We start from the raw sequence: 15,546 nt of genomic DNA on the forward strand, positions 1-15,546 counted from the left end.
ACGATCTTGCTCGTTTGGCGCCGCTGCGCCCACTCAAGGCAGGCGTGTTACCGCTGGCTGGTCAAGCGTTGCTGGGCCGCTATACAGCCATTGATTTCCACGGCCTTCTGCAGCAGGGAGCGGCTGTGTTGCGGGTCCAGGTCACCCAGCAGGCGATAGACTTCGGCCTGGTAGTCACGCTGGCGTCCCCACTGCATCTGCAGGCCCTGTGGCTGGCTGCGGCTGCACGCCAGGCGGGTGGCCGGCTGTGGGTAATAGGGTGCATAAAGCGTCGCCATGCTCGGGATCGCTTCGAGGGCCTCGCGATAGGCTGGGCTGGCGTTGTACCCCGAGCACCAGGTGGCAATTGCCGTGGCCGGCGGGGCAAAGCCCTGATTGAGGCTGGCCTCCAGCAACGGGCAGGCGGCATCGGGTATCTGTGCCGCAGGCAGGTAGGTCGTGTAGTACAGCGCCAGGCGATACTGGGCCACCGGGTGGCCGAGTTCCACCGACTTTTTCAGCAGTGCCACCGCCGTTGGCAGCGTGCGAGCCAGTGCCTGGCCTTGCCGGTTGAGTTCCGGGTCGCCGCCAACGGCGGTGCGCAGGGGGCTGGCACTGTCGTCGGGGTTGTCCGCCTGCTCCAGCAAGGGCAGCGCCTGGCGGTACAACAGGTCGGCGTGGGGGTCGATGCGCGCTTCGAGCGCTTGTGCGGCTAACGGTGCCAAGGTGACGAGCAACACCGGCCCGAGCGCTGCGCGGCTCACGTAGGCGCCTCGCAGCAGGTGAAGCCACGGTGGGTAGCCAGGTACAGGTGGGCAGAATGGGTGTTCATCACAGGTACGCGTGCGCCTCGGGCGAATCGGAACGACTGCCTATTCTAGCCAAGCGTAGGGGCAGACCGAAAGGCCGGCGGTCAACTGTCAGACGAGCTTGATCGGCGTGACCTTGCGTTGCGCATGTTTTTCCTGGGCAAGGCCCAGTTTGGCCGTGATCACCTTGGCCAAGGCATTGTTGCCCAAATCGTTGAGGTGCAAGCGGTCTATGAACAGGTCAGCGCCGAAAACGGGCGAGCTGCTGAGCATGCTGTTCATGTCGTAGCACGGCACCGGGTCTGCCTGGCTTTTGATGCGCCTGAAGAATGCCATGTGCAGCTGGCTGTCGAAGGCGCCATCGAGCAGGCGGTCGAAATTGGCAGGCTGGCGTTCCACCGACGCCAGCATGGCTTGCTCACCGGCAGGCAGGGTTTCGCGGCACCAGGGCAGCAGCGGTTGCAGAATGAAGGTGAGGGTGGCGTGGCTGTCGGCCAGCATCCGCTCCCACTGGCGCAAGGTGCGGCCAATGCTGTCGGCGGCGCGTGCCAGGCGCTTCTCCGGCGGCGATAACGACCAGCCCAAGGCCTGCTCCTGCCGGCGCGGCGCCAGCGCCTGGCCCAGGCGTTGCCACAGTGAATCCCGGCGCGCCGGGCTGGTGGGCTGCAGGCCTTCGTTGAAACTGTGCAGGTACCCCTGATGCGCCTTGGCGTGCTGCAGCTCGTGCGGACCAGTCAGCACCTCGCCCAGCGCTTCATGTGCCAAGGTATTCAGGCCGCTGAGCACTACCACATGGCCCACTTCGCCGAGGCGGTGCTGGTGGGTGAGAAACAGCAGAAGCTCCTGGCTCGCATTCAGCCCACAGCCCGCCAAGCTCAGCCACACTTCACCGGTCAGTATCGACAGCTGAGAGGCCACCGTATGCTCGTCGGAACTGGCACCGATACCCAGCGCGGTCGAGCCGCCGACCAGCAGGTTGACCCGTGCCGTGCCGCCGCGTTCGGCGGCGGAAAAGCGCTTGCCGGTGCAATGGCTGTAGCGCAGCCCAAGTGCGTCGGTGTTGATGGTACCCGAGCGGTAGCCACTTTCGTGCACATGCAGGGTATGTGGGGCGCGCCGAGTGCCCAGTTGCAGGAAGCGCTGGTAGTCCGGTTGCAGCGTCGAAGCGTGCGTTGCGGGGTTGGACGAGGTCATGGGCGATCCTTCGGCTCTGGCGTTGCTGTCGCTTTGGGCTTCAGCCCGCCAGCTCCTTGAAGTTGTAGGCCAGGCCGCCGACGGCGATCAGCAGCAGGGCAACCCCTGAGGCCAGGGAAATCACGCGGTTGCTGCGCTGCGAGGCGAGCTTGCCGATGGCGAAGATGTACAGGCTGAGCACAGCGAAATCGATGGCCACCCAGAGCAGTGACAGCACCACCATGCTTTTGCCGAATGATTCGGTGATCTGGATGAACTGCGGGAAGAAGGCGATGAAGAAAATGATGTCCTTCGGGTTGGAAATACCCACCATGAACCCTTGCCACAAGCCGCCGCGCCCAGCTTTTGGGGGGTGCGCCTCGGCTTCGGCGGCAGGCGCCTGCAGGCACTCGCGCAGGGTGCTTACGGCGATGTAGCCGATGAACAGGCAGCCCAGCAGGCTCATGCCGCTGAGCCAGGCCTTGTCGATGGCCGCGCTGGTCAGGATGACCCAGGCAGCGGCGCCGATCAGTACCAAGGATGCCCAGTTGGTGCCAACGGCGGTAAACATGGCCTTGCGCGAGCCAGAGGCCGCAGCGGTGTTGACGATCAATGCCACCACGGGGCCAGGGGTGGCGATCAGCAGCAGGACGGTCAGGGCGTAGGTGAGGGTCAGTGCGGTATTCACGGTCAATTCTCGATCTGTGTGTCGGGCGTGGCGTGGGCGTGGGCATGAAAGGGGCAGCGCGACGGGTTGAGCGAGCCTGCTTCCTGCAGTTGGTATTGCTTCCATTCAAAATTGTCGGCCTGGCCGAAGAAGCCGAGGCTGTCGGGCATGACGCCGTCGTTGTAGTGGTGCACCCGTTCGCGGATGCGTGCACGAATCCGCTTGCCGCTCTCGGTGCCGGCGTTGGCTACTTCGTCGAAGTTTTCCCGCGGGTTGATGACGAAAGTGATGTGGTTGCCCAGGTTGCGGCTTCTCATCTGTCGGTGGCCGGGAAAGTTCATGTTGATGAACAATGGCATGCCGGCGTAGCAAAATGACCAGCCACTGTCATTGGGGTCGCTGGGTATCGCCTGGGGCCAGGGGTGCGGGTCGCGCGCGTGCACGCCGCGCAGTACCTTCCAGGCCAGCGCCTGTTGTTCGGCAAGGGTGCTGTCGGCGGCCGTTTCGAGAAACACCACCAGCGGGCTGCCGATACGTTGCTTGATTGGCACGGGGGTAATGGTGCGGACGTAGTCGGCGAGGCCTTGAGCGATGTCGTCGGCCAGTTGTTCGGCCCGGGCGAACAGAATGTGGCAGGATTCGCCAGCCACCGCCTTGCGCCCGAACAGGCAAGGGAAGTCAGGGTTGGCGAGGATGTCGCGAAAATGTTGTATGGTTTTGTGCGTCCAATGCTGCGTGTTCCGGACATGTTCAGCGGCCAGCTCTAGCGCATCCAGGCGATAGCAGTTTCCATAACCCGTAAACATGATTTCCCCAGGCGTTTGATTAACAGAAAGTTACAGACATATGCAGGCAGGTTATTGGCTTATCTTTGTTATTTACCTGCATTTTCTGAGACGCAGTTAACGTTGTAAAACGCGTGGAACTATGACCTACTATTAGTCTTACTCATGCTTCGGGGGCGTCATGTCGGAACGGATTCAGGCTTTGCATGCATTGCGTGCCTTCGAGGTCGCCTCGCGTTACGGGTCGTTCACCCGCGCGGCTGAAGAGCTGGCGCTGACCCAGGGCGCCGTCAGCCACCACATCAAGACCCTTGAAGGTATGTTCGGCTGCGACTTGTTCGAGCGCCGCGGCCCCAAGTTGAGCCTCACCGAACACGGGCGGCTGCTGTCGCAGGAGCTGAAGGTCGGCTTCAAGATCATCGAAAACGCTTGCGCGCTGCTGCGCCAGGACCGCTACGGGCTGCGCCTCAAGGCACCTTCGACGCTCACCGTGCGCTGGCTGCTGCGGGCACTGGATGCGTTCAAGAAAGTCGACGACAGCTGCAGCGTGCAGCTGTCGAGCGTGTGGATGGACATCGACACCGTGGACTTCTACTCCGAGCCCTACGATTGCGCGTTTCTGCTGTCCAGCGGCAGCTTTGCCGCCGATATCGAGAGCTTCAAGCTGTTCGATGAATGGCTGATCCCGGTGTGCCACCCGGACTACATGGCACATGAGCAACCTGCACTGGGCGATTTGCGCCAGTGCGAACTGCTGCACCCGTCACCGGACCGCCGCGACTGGCGGCGCTGGCTGGCGCGCATGGATGCGCTGGACATCAGCATCGACCAGGGCCAGGTGTTCGACACCCTCGATCAGGGCATTTCCGCAGCCCAACAGGGCCTGGGTATCTCGGTGGTCGACCTGGTGCTGGCCAGTGCCGACCTGGGTGCCGGGCGCCTGGTCACGCCGTTCAAGCATGCCGTGGCGACAGGAGACGGGTATTACATGACCTGGCTCAAATCCAGCCCCAAGGCAAGACAGATGCACAAGTTGCGCGACTTCCTGCTCGGCCAGGTGCCACCGTTGGCCTACAAGGACATCAACTACCTGTACGGCTGATTGCCCGCACAAGGGTAGAATTACCTTATCCGACCTATCGGTTGCACCGAGGACAACGCAGTGGAGTTGCAGCAGGGCTTTGTCCTGACCCGGCATTGGCATGACACGCCCGAAGGCACCTGCGTGGAGTTCTGGCTGGCCACCGACCAGGGGCCACGCCTGTTGCGCCTGGCCCCGCACGGCTCAGTGATGTTCATCCTGCAGGCGCAGGCCGAGCATGCGCGGCTGTTGCTGGCCGATGAAACAGGTGTTGAACTCAAAGCCTTGAGCCTGCGTGATTTCGAGCACCGGCCAGTGATGGGTGTTTACTGCCGTCAGCAGCGGCAACTGATGCAACTGGAACAACGCCTGCGCAGCGCCGGCGTCGAGGTGTTCGAGGGCGATATCCGCCCGCCCGAGCGCTACCTGATGGAGCGCTTCATCACGGCTGCGGTGCAGTTTGCCGGGCACCCGGATGCTCAAGGGGTCACCTGTGATGCTCAACTCAAACCCTGCGCACACTACCGCCCGCCATTGCGTCTGGCATCGCTGGATATCGAAACCAGCGAACGTGGCGAGTTGTACAGCATTGCCGTAGAGGGATGTGGCCAACGCCAGGTATTCATGTTGGGCAGTGCCAATGCTCAGGCCAGTAACGTGGATTTCGACCTGCGCTACTGCCCCGACCGCGCTGAGCTGCTTCACTGCCTGAACCAGTGGATGGCCGAACACGACCCGGATGCAATCATCGGCTGGAACCTGATCCAGTTCGACCTGCGCATCCTGCATGAGCATGCCAAACAACTGCAGGTGCCGTTGACGCTGGGGCGCAATGGCGCGCCCATGACCTTGCGTGCCCACGCCAACGGCGGCCATGTGTTCGCAGATGCACCTGGCCGGCTGCTGATCGATGGCATCGAAGCCCTGCGTTCGGCCACCTGGAGTTTCCCCTCGTTCAGCCTGGAAAACGTCGCGCAGACGTTGCTGGGTGAAGGCAAGGCGATCGATACGCCTTACCAGCGCATGGACGAGATCAACCGCATGTTCGCCGAGGACAAGCCGGCCCTGGCCCGTTACAACCTCAAGGACTGCGAGCTGGTGACGCGTATCTTCGCCCATACCCGGTTGCTGGAGTTTCTGCTCGAGCGCTCATCCGTCACCGGGCTGGCAGTGGACCGCAGCGGCGGTTCGGTGGCGGCGTTCTGTCATCTGTATATCCCGCACATGCATCGGCTTGGCTTCGTGGCGCCTAATCTGGGCAGCCGACCGGATGAGGCCAGCCCCGGTGGGTTTGTGATGGATTCGCGCCCGGGCCTGTATGACTCGGTGCTGGTGCTCGACTACAAAAGCCTGTACCCCGCGATCATCCGCACGTTCCTGATCGACCCGGTGGGCCTGGTCGAAGGCTTGCGCCAGCCGGATGACACGCATTCGGTCGAGGGTTTTCGAGGCGGGCGTTTCTCGCGCAACCTGCATTGCCTGCCGGCGATCGTCGAGCGGGTCTGGCAGGGCAGGGAAGAAGCCAAGCGCGAAGGCAACGCACCGTTGTCGCAGGCTCTGAAGATCATCATGAATGCCTTCTACGGCGTTCTGGGTTCAAGCGGTTGCCGGTTTTTCGACCCGCGCCTGGCGTCATCGATCACCATGCGTGGCCATCAGATCATGCGCCAGACCCGCGCGCTGATCGAGGCGCGGGGCTACGACGTGATCTATGGCGACACCGATTCAACCTTCGTCTGGCTCAAGGGCGCCCATGGCGAGGAAGCTGCGGCCCGCATTGGCCGCGAACTGGTAGCCGAGGTCAACCAGTGGTGGCGCCAGCACCTGCGCGAAACCATGGGCCTGGAAAGCGCGCTTGAGCTGCAGTTCGAAACCCATTACCGGCGCTTTCTGATGCCCACCATTCGAGGTGCCGACGAGGGCAGCAAGAAGCGCTATGCAGGGCTGGTGCAGCGCGCCGATGGTAGCGAAGACATGGTGTACAAGGGCCTGGAGTCGGTGCGTACCGACTGGTCACCACTGGCCCGACAGTTCCAGCAGGCCTTGTACGGGCGGATCTTCCGCGGCCAGCCGTACCGTGATTATGTACGCGGGTTCGTGGCGCAGACCCTGGCGGGCCAGCTGGACGAGCTGCTGATCTACCGCAAGCGCCTGCGCCGGCCGCTGGCCGACTACCAACGCAACGTGCCACCGCATGTCCGTGCCGCGCGCCTGGCTGATGACTACAACCGCCGCCTGGGGCGTGCGCTGCAATACCAGAAGGGTGGCTGGATCAGCTACGTGATCACCACGGCGGGGCCGGAACCGATGGAGAACCTGCAGTCGCCAATTGACTATGACCACTACTTCAGCAGGCAACTGCAGCCGGTGGCCGATGCCATCCTGCCCTTCGTCGGTGACGATTTTGCGGCATTGACCGACCGCCAGTTGCTGTTGTTCTGAGCCCTGGCGTTAGCTATCTAACGCCTCGACCAACGTGCCCTGTCTAGGCTGGCCTCTTTATTTTAAGGAGGCTTCGAGATGGCTACCGCATCACCGCCAGATGAGCACCGTTACGAGCAATTGCGTCGCGCCAGCGAGGCTTTTCAGGATGGCATCATCGGCGATCGGCTGCCGCCCTGGCTGCGCAAAGTACCCATTGAGCAGCTGCCGGCATTAGCCGAGGCATTGGCCAAGAGCCTCAAGTTCCGTCAACAGCTGGGCGCCTTGGAGGCGCGTATCGAAAACATCGACGATTTTGTTGCCTCGGCCATGGAGGACGCGCTCGCGCAGCGTCAGGGTGTCAGCTACAACCTGCGTCGATTGACGTTCTTGCAAGGCCGTCGAGAGCCAGTAATCAATGCTCAACCCGTAGGGGCCCACCTCACCAGGGTGGTGTACGAAGAAAAACCGCTGCTCGAGGTGGTGCTGCGAAACTTTACTTCCGAACAAGCCACGGCTGGCGGCCAACCCGTGGGCAACCGCCTGCTCGTGCCGCGGCAGGGGCAGGCCGAACCACCCACGGCGATCGAATTTGCGGCGTTGTGCCGGGAGTTGGACATGGGGCAGGCTTATCAACGCCATCTGGATGCCATCCTCAAGCCCGCCAATGACGAGAAGCGGGTGGAGGCGCTGCTGGTCAACACCAGCCGCTACGCGATGCTGGTGGATGCGTACAAAGCCAGGCTGGATGAGGCCCTGGAGGACAGTGAGCTGGAACTGATAACCGCCATGTGCATCGACGGCAAATTGCTGCGCCTTGCGGGTGACCTGGTAGTGCCCAAGCGCCTGACGCTGCTCAACTGTGCGCTGCAACAGATTGTTGTGCTGGATGTGATCGACCAAGGCCCGCTGCTCGATACCACGCGACGGCTATTGATATACGTGCCAGGCGATCCGGTAGCGCCTTGGCGCGCATTCCAAAGCCTGGAGGCTCTCAACCGCGAGCTGGGGCATCGCCTACGCGTCAAGACGTATCAGCGGTTTTTCAGCCGGTTCGTGCTGCGCCGCGACAGCTCGGCGTTCTTTGCCAGTGTGGTCACGGCTTTTGACGACCTTCCCGACTGGGCAAGTTTTGACTTGAAGCCACACCTGCGGGCTTGTCCGGAGCCGTTGTTCAACAGCCTCGCACAATCGCGGATACGCCAGATCAAGGAGGATGCATCGCTCATCGTGATGCCGGTGGCCAGACTCGATCGTGACCTGCAGCGCGCCCATGATGAGCGGCTGGCCGCAGAAGGCTGGGCGCTGCTCAATCTGGCCGGCCTGTTTGTGCCGAGCATAGGCCTGGTGTTGTTGGCGGTTACTGCGTGGGAGCTGCTGGGTGAGGTCTACCATGGCATCGAGGCTTGGCATGACGGTGATGCTCAAGCGGCCCTCGACCATATGACCAATGTGGCTACCGACCTCGCAGTGCTCGCGGCCACCGCAGCAGGCATCACCGTTGCGCGGCGCTTGTGGTCGCGTTCTGCGGTAGTCGACGGCATGCTGCCTGCGCGGTTGGAGGACGGCAGCACCAAACTCTGGAAGCCCGAGCTTGCTCCGTTCCGCAGCCTGGTGCCGAGCGCTGCGTCAGCGCCCGATGCGCTGGGTGTCAGGCGGCTCGAGGGAGAGGCCTGGATCGAAATGGAAGGGCACCACTATTCAGTGACGGACTCGGCCGGCAACGGCCAATGGCAGCTTCGCCCGCGCAACCAGCATGGCCCAGCGCTGCGAAATAACGGCGCCGGCGCCTGGCGTCTATGGAGCGAGCAACCGTCCGAATGGCGTGACACACACCGCATGTTCCGCCGCCTAGGCCCCCCCTTGGATGGTATGAGCGATGAGCAGATTGATGAAGTATTGAGCTTTCATGGATTGGCCGCGGATCAATTGAGGGCCCTGCACGTCTACGGGCGAGCGCCGCAGCCAGGCTTGCTGGACAGCGCAGAGCGCTCAAGGCTCGACCGGCGCATACGCCGGATGGTCAGCCGTTTGCGCGGTGGTGAGCAGGTCGACGACATCACGGTGCTGCAACACGCCCAGGGCCTGCCAGGTGCCGATGGCCTGTCGGACCAGGCACTGGCCGAGCTGGCCTGGGCCCAGCGTCGTGTTTTGTTAGGGCGCCTTTATGACGCTATCCAAGTCACCGACACTGCCGACAGCGCACTGCTGCGCCGGGTGTTTCCTGGGCTGCACCGGCGTGCCGCGCAAGGGTTGCTGCGCTCGGCCAGCGGGGATGATCGCAGGCGCCTGTTGGCGACCGGCCGGGTCCCGCTACCCCTGGCGGAAGCCGCCAGGGGTAGCGTGCAGGACATTCGTCGGGCGCGCGTATTCGAGGGTTTCTTCCTGGACACGCCACAGAACGCCGACCTGGCACGCGTGGCCTTAGGGTTGCTCAAGCACCTGCCCGGCACCGCTCAGGGTGTGCGTTGGCGGTTATTCGAAGGCTATCTCAACGGGCCACTGTTGATGTCCACCGAAGAGGGTACCGAGGCATTCGATCTGGTCCACTTACATGGCTCCTTTCAGCTATTCGATGCACAGGGTGGGCGATATGGCGTGCCAGGGGAGATGTTCGACGTCATCGCCTTCGCGTACGCACCCGGCCAACGAGAGGCCATGACGGTAGGGGCCCCATTCGCACACAATCTGCGAGTCCTGCTTGGGCGCGTGGCGCTGCAACGACGCAGCGAGGTCGACCATCTGCTCGGCTTGCAGCGGCCCGGCGCTTTCCGGCCACCACGGCGGGTCGGCGAAGGTTTGTTGGGTTACCCCTTGGGGGGCTGCAACTCGGGTGGGCTTGGCCGTGGCGACAGGTCGCTTGCGGCAACCGTGCGGGACCTGTACCCGTCCTTCAGTGACGAGCAAGTGGCGGTCTGGAGCGAACGTGTCCAGTTGTCGGGCCGTCGGGTAGGGGAGGTTCTGGTTGAACTGAGGCAGGAGCTCACGGTGTTGCGTGACAGCTTGTGGGCGTGGATGGTGGAGTCAGACGGCGCGGTGAGGGACGACCGGATCAATGTGGTCGATACGCTGATCGACTGCTGGCGGCGTACGACCGACGCTGGGCAGGCCAATCTCAACATTGACCACGACTACCGCATGGTCCTGTACAACAATCAACCTGGCGAGCTTCCGGAAATACCGGCGCAGGTCAGCTTTTCACATGTGTCGGATCTGTCGCTGCTGCGCATGGAGCTGCAAGATATTCCAACGAGCTTTCTGCTGGCCTTCCCTAATCTGAGAGAGCTGGACCTCGGGGGCAACGTTTTGACGCGTTTGCCGCAACCTCTGCTGCAGATGCAGCACTTGCGCCAGCTGACCCTGACCAACAACCAGATTGTCTTGAGTAGCAGCCAGGCGGCTACCCTGGGAAGCGCCAGCGGGCTGGAATACATCGATTTATCCCACAACCCGCTGGGGCGCACGTTCACGCTCCGAGGGCTGCGGGCACTGCGGTGGCTGAACATGCGCAACACTGGGGTGGAGCAGTTCCCCGCTGGGCTGAGCGATAACCCTGGGTTGCTTTACGTGGATTTGCGCGAGAACCGTATCAGGCAGGTCCCGGAGTGGTTCCATGAAGTGCCTGTGGCATTTCGACGAAGGATCAGGCTGGCCGGGAATCCGTTCGGGGAGGCCGAGCTGATACGCCTGCAAGCTTCTCTGATGGCACCACTTGCACCGTCTGATGAGGCGTTTCTGCGCGAACAGATCGTTCGTGCCCGTGATGTCTGGGGGGACGCTGTGGGGCCACGTTATCGAGGGCTGCTGGTGGCCGCCTGGGAAGCCGTGGATGTAGGGGAGCCTGCAGACCGCTTCTTCCGTGTGCTGCAGCAACTGCTGCATTCCGCCGACTTTCACATCGATGCTCAGGCAATGGCGCAGCGGGTGCTCAGCCTGTTGCAGGCGATGGCGAAGGAGCCAGCCCTGCGTGAGCAACTGTTGACCGTTGCCAACGATGAGTGGGGGTGCCAGGACGGCGCTACCTGGTGTCTGAGCAACCTTGAATTGAACAGGCTGGTGTGGAATGCCCAGTCCGGTGATCACGGGGGTACCGAACAGAGCTTGATTGATTTGGGGCGGCGTTTGTGGCGCCTGGACGAAGTTGACCGCCTTGCCGTACAGGAGATCATCGACCGCGGTGGCAATCCCGATGAAAGCGAGGTGGGGCTCGCCTATCGTCTGGGTTTGCGCCATCGTCTGAATTTGCCCATCGAGGTGGGCGAGATGAGTTTCCGTCCGCTGGCAGGGGTCACGGATGAGCATCTGGCTCGGGCAGAAGCGGCTGTCTACCAGGCCGAAACGCAGGAAGCGGTGGCACGCTCGCTGGTCGATCGCACGTTTTGGCAGGCGCACCTGGAACGCGCCCAACCCGATACTTTCGCCCAGGTGGACCTCCCATTCCGCCGCCGTCTGGATGCAGTACTCGACGACGAGGCACTCACGGACGAGGAGCGGCGTGACCAGTCGGACGCCATTCTGGGGGAGCAGCGGGCGGCGCGGCGTGGCTTGATGTTGGATGTGACGCTAAGGCTTCTGGCGTCCGGCCCGGCGGACCCTCCCATAGAGGTGCGCTGACAGTCCCCGAGGAAGGCAAGGCCTTGTGCAGTTTTGTCCGCAGTGGCTTTGGACTATGCTCAGTCAGGGTGTTGGCTGTTTCCCATAACGCTTGCATCCTGGGCTGAACCCTCATTGGAAACCGCCAGTTACTTTTCCCTGACCAACTGATGTTCGAAGTGGTTTAGGCTCCGGGTCGGATTTTTCTCCGTGATCTGTAGTCACTGGTTTATCGAGACAATAAGGAGATGCGTATGCTCGTCCGGTCACTGACCCTCGCCACCTTGCTCGCCGTCACTGGCCCGTTGTTCGCCGCCGACAGTGATGCCCCTCTGGCCAAGGAGCTGGGCAAGGCACGGCCTTTGGTGATCATTGCGCCCAGTTCAGCCGACCCTACGTTGCGGGGGTTGAACGAGGCGCTCAAGGATCCCGCTACCCAAGCGGCATTCAAGGAGCGCGGCGTGGTTGTCTACAGCGTCGCCAACATGATGGGCAAGCGCGAGGACAAGAACCTCGAACAGCAGACCACCATGGCGCTGATCCGTGAGCTCAAGCTGGGTGCGAGCAAGGGCACCAAAGTGATCCTCGTGGGCAAGGATGGCGAGCGGCATATGCTCAAGGATGACGAGTCGGGCGAGAAGCTCGATCCGCAGGCCATCATCAAGGCGGTCGATGAATTGCCAGCGACCGAGAAGGCTGTGGCCGCCCCGGAACCGGTTGCGGCCGTTCCTGAGCCCAAGGCCAAGGACAGCAAACCCGCCAAACCCGCCAAGCCTGCAGCGCCGCCCAAGCCGCTGGAGGACTGACAGGGCTCACCCGCTCCTCGCTGTATGCCGTAGGAGCGGGCGCACTGCAGCTCTGTAATCTGACAACTCTGGACATCCAGTCCTATACATCGCGCTGATTGTGGTGATGTATCGGCGACGCTCCCTCACGCTCTAATGGCTCCTCTATTGCACTTATGTGGAGCTTCATCATGATTGATGCACGGAAAAACCTCGGCCTGTTCGGCGCCGCCTTGATCGGCAGCATGGCCCTTGGCAGTAGTGCCTTCGCTGTAGAACCACTGTCCCAGGGTTATCAACTGGCATCTGCCAAGGCGCCGGGGGAAGGCAAATGTGGTGAAGGCAAGTGCGGCGCCGACGACAAGGCCACTAAAAGTGAAGGCAAGTGCGGTGAAGGCAAATGCGGCGCAAAGCCCAAGACCGACGCCAAAGGCTGACGACCTGCCCATGAGTTAAGCAACGCCCCGCCTGCAGGTCAGGTGGGGCGTTGTGCGTGTTGTGGAGATCTTTACCGATGAGCCTCTTACCCTTGTTCACCGGCCTTGGCCTGCGCCGTGGTCTGATGCCCGAGCTGCTGACTCTCGATGAGGGTGCGCTGGACTTTCTGGAGTGTGCACCGGAAAACTGGATCGGAGTTGGGGGCGCCTACGGCCGTAGCCTGTCGCAGCTCACCGAGCGGTTTGCGCTGACCTGCCATGGTTTGTCGTTGTCGCTGGGGGGGAGCCTGCCGCTGAACCTCGAACTGCTGGAACAGACGCGACAGTTCCTCGATCGCCATAAGGTGCGCCTGTACAGTGAACATTTGAGCTACTGCAGCGATGACGGCCATCTCTATGACTTGATGCCGATCCCCTTTACCGACGAGGCGGTACACCAGGTTGCAGGCAGAATCCGCCAGGCCCAGGACCATCTCCAGCGGCGTATTGCCGTGGAAAATATCAGCTATTACGCCGCGCCTTATCAAGCGCTGAGTGAGCTGGACTTCATCCGGGCAGTGCTCGCGGAGGCCGATTGCGACCTGCTGCTGGACGTCAACAACCTGTTCGTCAATGCCTGCAACCAGGGTTACGACGCCCTGGCTTTTCTCCGCGGGCTGCCGGCTGCGCGGGTCACCGCCATGCATGTAGCCGGGCATTACGATGAAGCACCGGACTTCAAGGTCGACACCCACGGCGCGCCGGTAAAGGATGACGTCTGGGCCTTGTTCGCACTGGCCTGCCAGCGCTTTGGGGCGCAACCGACAGTCCTTGAACGTGACTTCAACTACCCGCCGTTGGCCAAGCTACTTGAAGAAACCGCGCGCATCCGTGCGATACAGCAGGGGGTGTCGCATGGGCAAAACGTTGCGTGAGCAGCAGTTCACCTTGGCCCGGCACCTGCGCGACCCAGGCCGGCATCCCCCTCCGCCTGGTATTGAAGAGCGCCGCTTGAAGGTCTATCGCGAGCTGTTCTACGGCGCCATCGAAGGCCTGCTGGCGGGCAGTTTCCCGGTGTTGCGCCAGACCTTGGGCGAGCCGCGCTGGCATGCACGGGTGCGTGATTTCTACGCCAACTACCGCAGCCAAACCCCGCTGTTCACCCAGGTTGCCGAGGCGTTCATCGACTACCTTCAGGGCATCCAGGCTGATACCCCGTGGCAGCTGGAGCTTGCGCACTATGAGTGGGTCGAGGCGCAGCTCTACCTGAGCGATGCCGAAGACCCGCCCCACGACCCACAGGGCGATTTGCTGCAGGGCGAACCGCTGTTGTCGTGCACGGCCAGGGTACTGGCCTATCAATGGCCGGTGGAGCGTATTGGCCCTGACTTCCAGCCAGAGCAGGCCCCTGAGCTGCCAACCTTGCTGATGGTGTATCGCGATGCCAGCCTGCAAGTGCGCTTTTCACGCCTGGCGCCCATGGCGTACCGCTTGCTGGCACAGGTGAACGGCAGTGGGCGTGAGCGCTTGCAGGCTTTGGGGGCAGACCATCAGCAAGGCCTGGCGCTGCTCGAGAGCCTGCGTGGGCTAGGTGTCGTGATTGGTACACGCTGAACTGAAAACGGGCTCGTCGCCAGCCGCGACGAGCCCGTCGTTGTGCGTACTGCTCAGGTTCGGGCAGCGAAGCGCCCTTTGAGCCAGTGATCAAGGCTCAGGCGGCCGGCGCCGTTGAGCAGAAGCGGCAGCAGTGCCACCAGATAGATCACCGGCAACTTGAAGTTGCCGAAGCCTTGGTCAGTAAAGGCGTAGCCCTGCGCCAGTTCCGCCAGGGTCCACCCGTGCATCGGCCAGTGCACTGCGGCTATCGCAACCACTGTGATCACCATCAACCCTGCCGAAGCAAACCGCGTGCCGAGCCCCAGCAACAACAACAGTGGCAGAATCAACTCGGCCCACATCGACAGCTGCCAGTTCAGCTCTGCCGGCAGCACATTGAAGGGGAACGGGAAACTCTCCTGCAAATCGGCAAACCAATTGCTGCCATTGAATTTCTCGACGCCGGATTCAAAGAACTCCCAGGCCAGAAAAAGCCGTAACGGCAGGTCGGCGCTCCAGTTGCCGAAGCGGTCGACGGTGGTGAGGGTGCGGCTCAGGGTGGTCATGATTTTTTTCCTCAGGAAAGGGCTGCGCCACTGCGGCGCTGGTAATGCGCCAGTTTGGCGGTGAGCTTGAGCGCCATGGCTGCGAACATCAGGGCGAAAGCCAGCGGGTACCAACCGCCCATGGGGATGCGGTTGTAGAACGACAGGCAGAACACCCCGGCCAACACCCACATGCCGGTGCTGTGCAGGGCTTTCCAGGCCCGCCCGCCGAGCAGGCGCATGGGGGCCTTGAAAGAGGTCAGGGTCAACATCAGCAGGAAGAGGTAGCCGATGCTGCCGGGCAGGCTGGATGTCACCGTGCGGCCGGCCCAGAACAGTTCTGGAAACTGCTGGGCGTAGCGGTAGATCAAAACGCCGTGCACGGTGTGGGAAAAGGCGAAAGCCAGGCCCAGGAAACGCCGTTCGCGCAACATTCGCCTGCTTGCGGGGCCTGGCACCAAGGCCACCAGCGAGGACGCCAGGAACGCCAGCAGAAACAGTGCGAAGGAGCTGCGTGCGGTGGCACGGATGGCGCTGCGCAAGCCGTCCGAGCCGAGTGGATGAGCGGCGAGGACCACCGCCGTCATGACCAGGGTCAAACCGGCGAGGGCGGCAAAAAGCTTCCAGCCGGAGGGAAGGGCGATGGCTCTCATCAAGGGGCTCCCGGTGTGTCAATGTGTGACCGGAAGTGTGGCG

Annotated in this window: 12 protein-coding genes and 1 pseudogene; 7 read left to right on the forward strand and 6 right to left on the reverse strand. The window is 62.5% G+C overall.

From position 1 onward, the window contains the following. Positions 1–47 precede the first annotated feature (47 nt). The 4 genes from ABEH27_RS07330 to ABEH27_RS07345 form a co-directional block, all read right to left on the reverse strand. Complete coding sequence (locus ABEH27_RS07330) at positions 48–743, reverse strand: sel1 repeat family protein (RefSeq protein ID WP_346612914.1); 696 nt, start codon at positions 741–743, stop codon at positions 48–50. Between the two features lie 156 nt (positions 744–899). Beyond that, positions 900–1,982: a hypothetical protein gene (locus ABEH27_RS07335; RefSeq protein WP_346612915.1), complete on the reverse strand. Its 1,083-nt coding sequence runs from the start codon at positions 1,980–1,982 to the stop codon at positions 900–902. 40 nt (positions 1,983–2,022) lie between these two features. Continuing rightward, positions 2,023–2,649 carry a LysE family translocator gene (locus ABEH27_RS07340; protein ID WP_346612916.1) on the reverse strand — a complete coding sequence of 209 codons (627 nt, stop codon included), beginning with the start codon at positions 2,647–2,649 and terminating at the stop codon, positions 2,023–2,025. Positions 2,650–2,651: 2 nt separating this feature from the next. Continuing rightward, on the reverse strand, positions 2,652–3,434 hold the full coding sequence (locus ABEH27_RS07345; protein WP_346612917.1) for a YqcI/YcgG family protein: 783 nt from the start codon (positions 3,432–3,434) through the stop codon (positions 2,652–2,654). Positions 3,435–3,594: 160 nt separating this feature from the next. Here ABEH27_RS07345 and ABEH27_RS07350 point away from each other — a divergent pair, with 160 nt between their 5' ends. The 7 genes and pseudogenes from ABEH27_RS07350 to ABEH27_RS07380 all read left to right on the forward strand — a co-directional run bounded on the left by ABEH27_RS07350 (position 3,595) and on the right by ABEH27_RS07380 (position 14,323). Then, a complete protein-coding gene (locus tag ABEH27_RS07350) occupies positions 3,595–4,515 on the forward strand; it encodes a LysR substrate-binding domain-containing protein (RefSeq protein WP_346612918.1) in 921 nt (306 codons plus the stop codon). 60 nt (positions 4,516–4,575) lie between these two features. Then, positions 4,576–6,936 (forward strand): DNA polymerase II, encoded by a 2,361-nt coding sequence (locus ABEH27_RS07355; protein WP_346612919.1) that lies wholly within the window; start codon positions 4,576–4,578, stop codon positions 6,934–6,936. A gap of 78 nt (positions 6,937–7,014) precedes the next feature. Beyond that, positions 7,015–11,529, forward strand: a complete 4,515-nt coding sequence (locus tag ABEH27_RS07360) for an NEL-type E3 ubiquitin ligase domain-containing protein (RefSeq protein ID WP_346612920.1) — start codon at positions 7,015–7,017, stop codon at positions 11,527–11,529. A 233-nt stretch (positions 11,530–11,762) separates the two neighbouring features. After that, complete coding sequence (locus ABEH27_RS07365; protein ID WP_346612921.1) at positions 11,763–12,314, forward strand: DUF4174 domain-containing protein; 552 nt, start codon at positions 11,763–11,765, stop codon at positions 12,312–12,314. Positions 12,315–12,484: 170 nt separating this feature from the next. Beyond that, positions 12,485–12,703: pseudogene (locus ABEH27_RS07370) on the forward strand (hypothetical protein); the annotation flags it as partial. Positions 12,704–12,807: 104 nt separating this feature from the next. After that, complete coding sequence (locus tag ABEH27_RS07375) at positions 12,808–13,644, forward strand: DUF692 domain-containing protein (RefSeq protein ID WP_346612922.1); 837 nt, start codon at positions 12,808–12,810, stop codon at positions 13,642–13,644. Further along, positions 13,625–14,323, forward strand: coding sequence for a putative DNA-binding domain-containing protein (locus ABEH27_RS07380; RefSeq protein WP_346612923.1), 699 nt, complete (start codon positions 13,625–13,627; stop codon positions 14,321–14,323). The genes ABEH27_RS07375 and ABEH27_RS07380 overlap by 20 nt, the downstream gene beginning before the upstream one ends. Before the next feature lie 53 nt (positions 14,324–14,376). On the opposite strand, the gene ABEH27_RS07385 is transcribed toward ABEH27_RS07380, so the two are convergent. Both ABEH27_RS07385 and ABEH27_RS07390 read right to left on the reverse strand, forming a co-directional pair. Continuing rightward, positions 14,377–14,871: a DoxX family protein gene (locus tag ABEH27_RS07385; RefSeq protein WP_346612924.1), complete on the reverse strand. Its 495-nt coding sequence runs from the start codon at positions 14,869–14,871 to the stop codon at positions 14,377–14,379. An 11-nt stretch (positions 14,872–14,882) separates the two neighbouring features. Further along, a complete protein-coding gene (locus tag ABEH27_RS07390; RefSeq protein ID WP_346612925.1) occupies positions 14,883–15,503 on the reverse strand; it encodes a ferric reductase-like transmembrane domain-containing protein in 621 nt (206 codons plus the stop codon). Positions 15,504–15,546: the final 43 nt, after the last annotated feature.

Source organism: Pseudomonas sp. P39-UII1, from assembly GCF_039672635.1.
In the GTDB taxonomy this organism is placed as follows: Bacteria; Pseudomonadota; Gammaproteobacteria; order Pseudomonadales; family Pseudomonadaceae; genus Aquipseudomonas.

Coding starts and splice junctions, on each gene's coding strand:
- ABEH27_RS07335 (WP_346612915.1), bottom strand. CDS start 1,982: ATGACCTCGTCCAACCCCGCAACGCACGCTTCGACGCTGCAACCGGAC.
- ABEH27_RS07345 (WP_346612917.1), bottom strand. CDS start 3,434: ATGTTTACGGGTTATGGAAACTGCTATCGCCTGGATGCGCTAGAGCTG.
- ABEH27_RS07350 (WP_346612918.1), top strand. CDS start 3,595: ATGTCGGAACGGATTCAGGCTTTGCATGCATTGCGTGCCTTCGAGGTC.
- ABEH27_RS07360 (WP_346612920.1), top strand. CDS start 7,015: ATGGCTACCGCATCACCGCCAGATGAGCACCGTTACGAGCAATTGCGT.
- ABEH27_RS07365 (WP_346612921.1), top strand. CDS start 11,763: ATGCTCGTCCGGTCACTGACCCTCGCCACCTTGCTCGCCGTCACTGGC.
- ABEH27_RS07375 (WP_346612922.1), top strand. CDS start 12,808: ATGAGCCTCTTACCCTTGTTCACCGGCCTTGGCCTGCGCCGTGGTCTG.
- ABEH27_RS07380 (WP_346612923.1), top strand. CDS start 13,625: ATGGGCAAAACGTTGCGTGAGCAGCAGTTCACCTTGGCCCGGCACCTG.
- ABEH27_RS07385 (WP_346612924.1), bottom strand. CDS start 14,871: ATGACCACCCTGAGCCGCACCCTCACCACCGTCGACCGCTTCGGCAAC.
- ABEH27_RS07390 (WP_346612925.1), bottom strand. CDS start 15,503: ATGAGAGCCATCGCCCTTCCCTCCGGCTGGAAGCTTTTTGCCGCCCTC.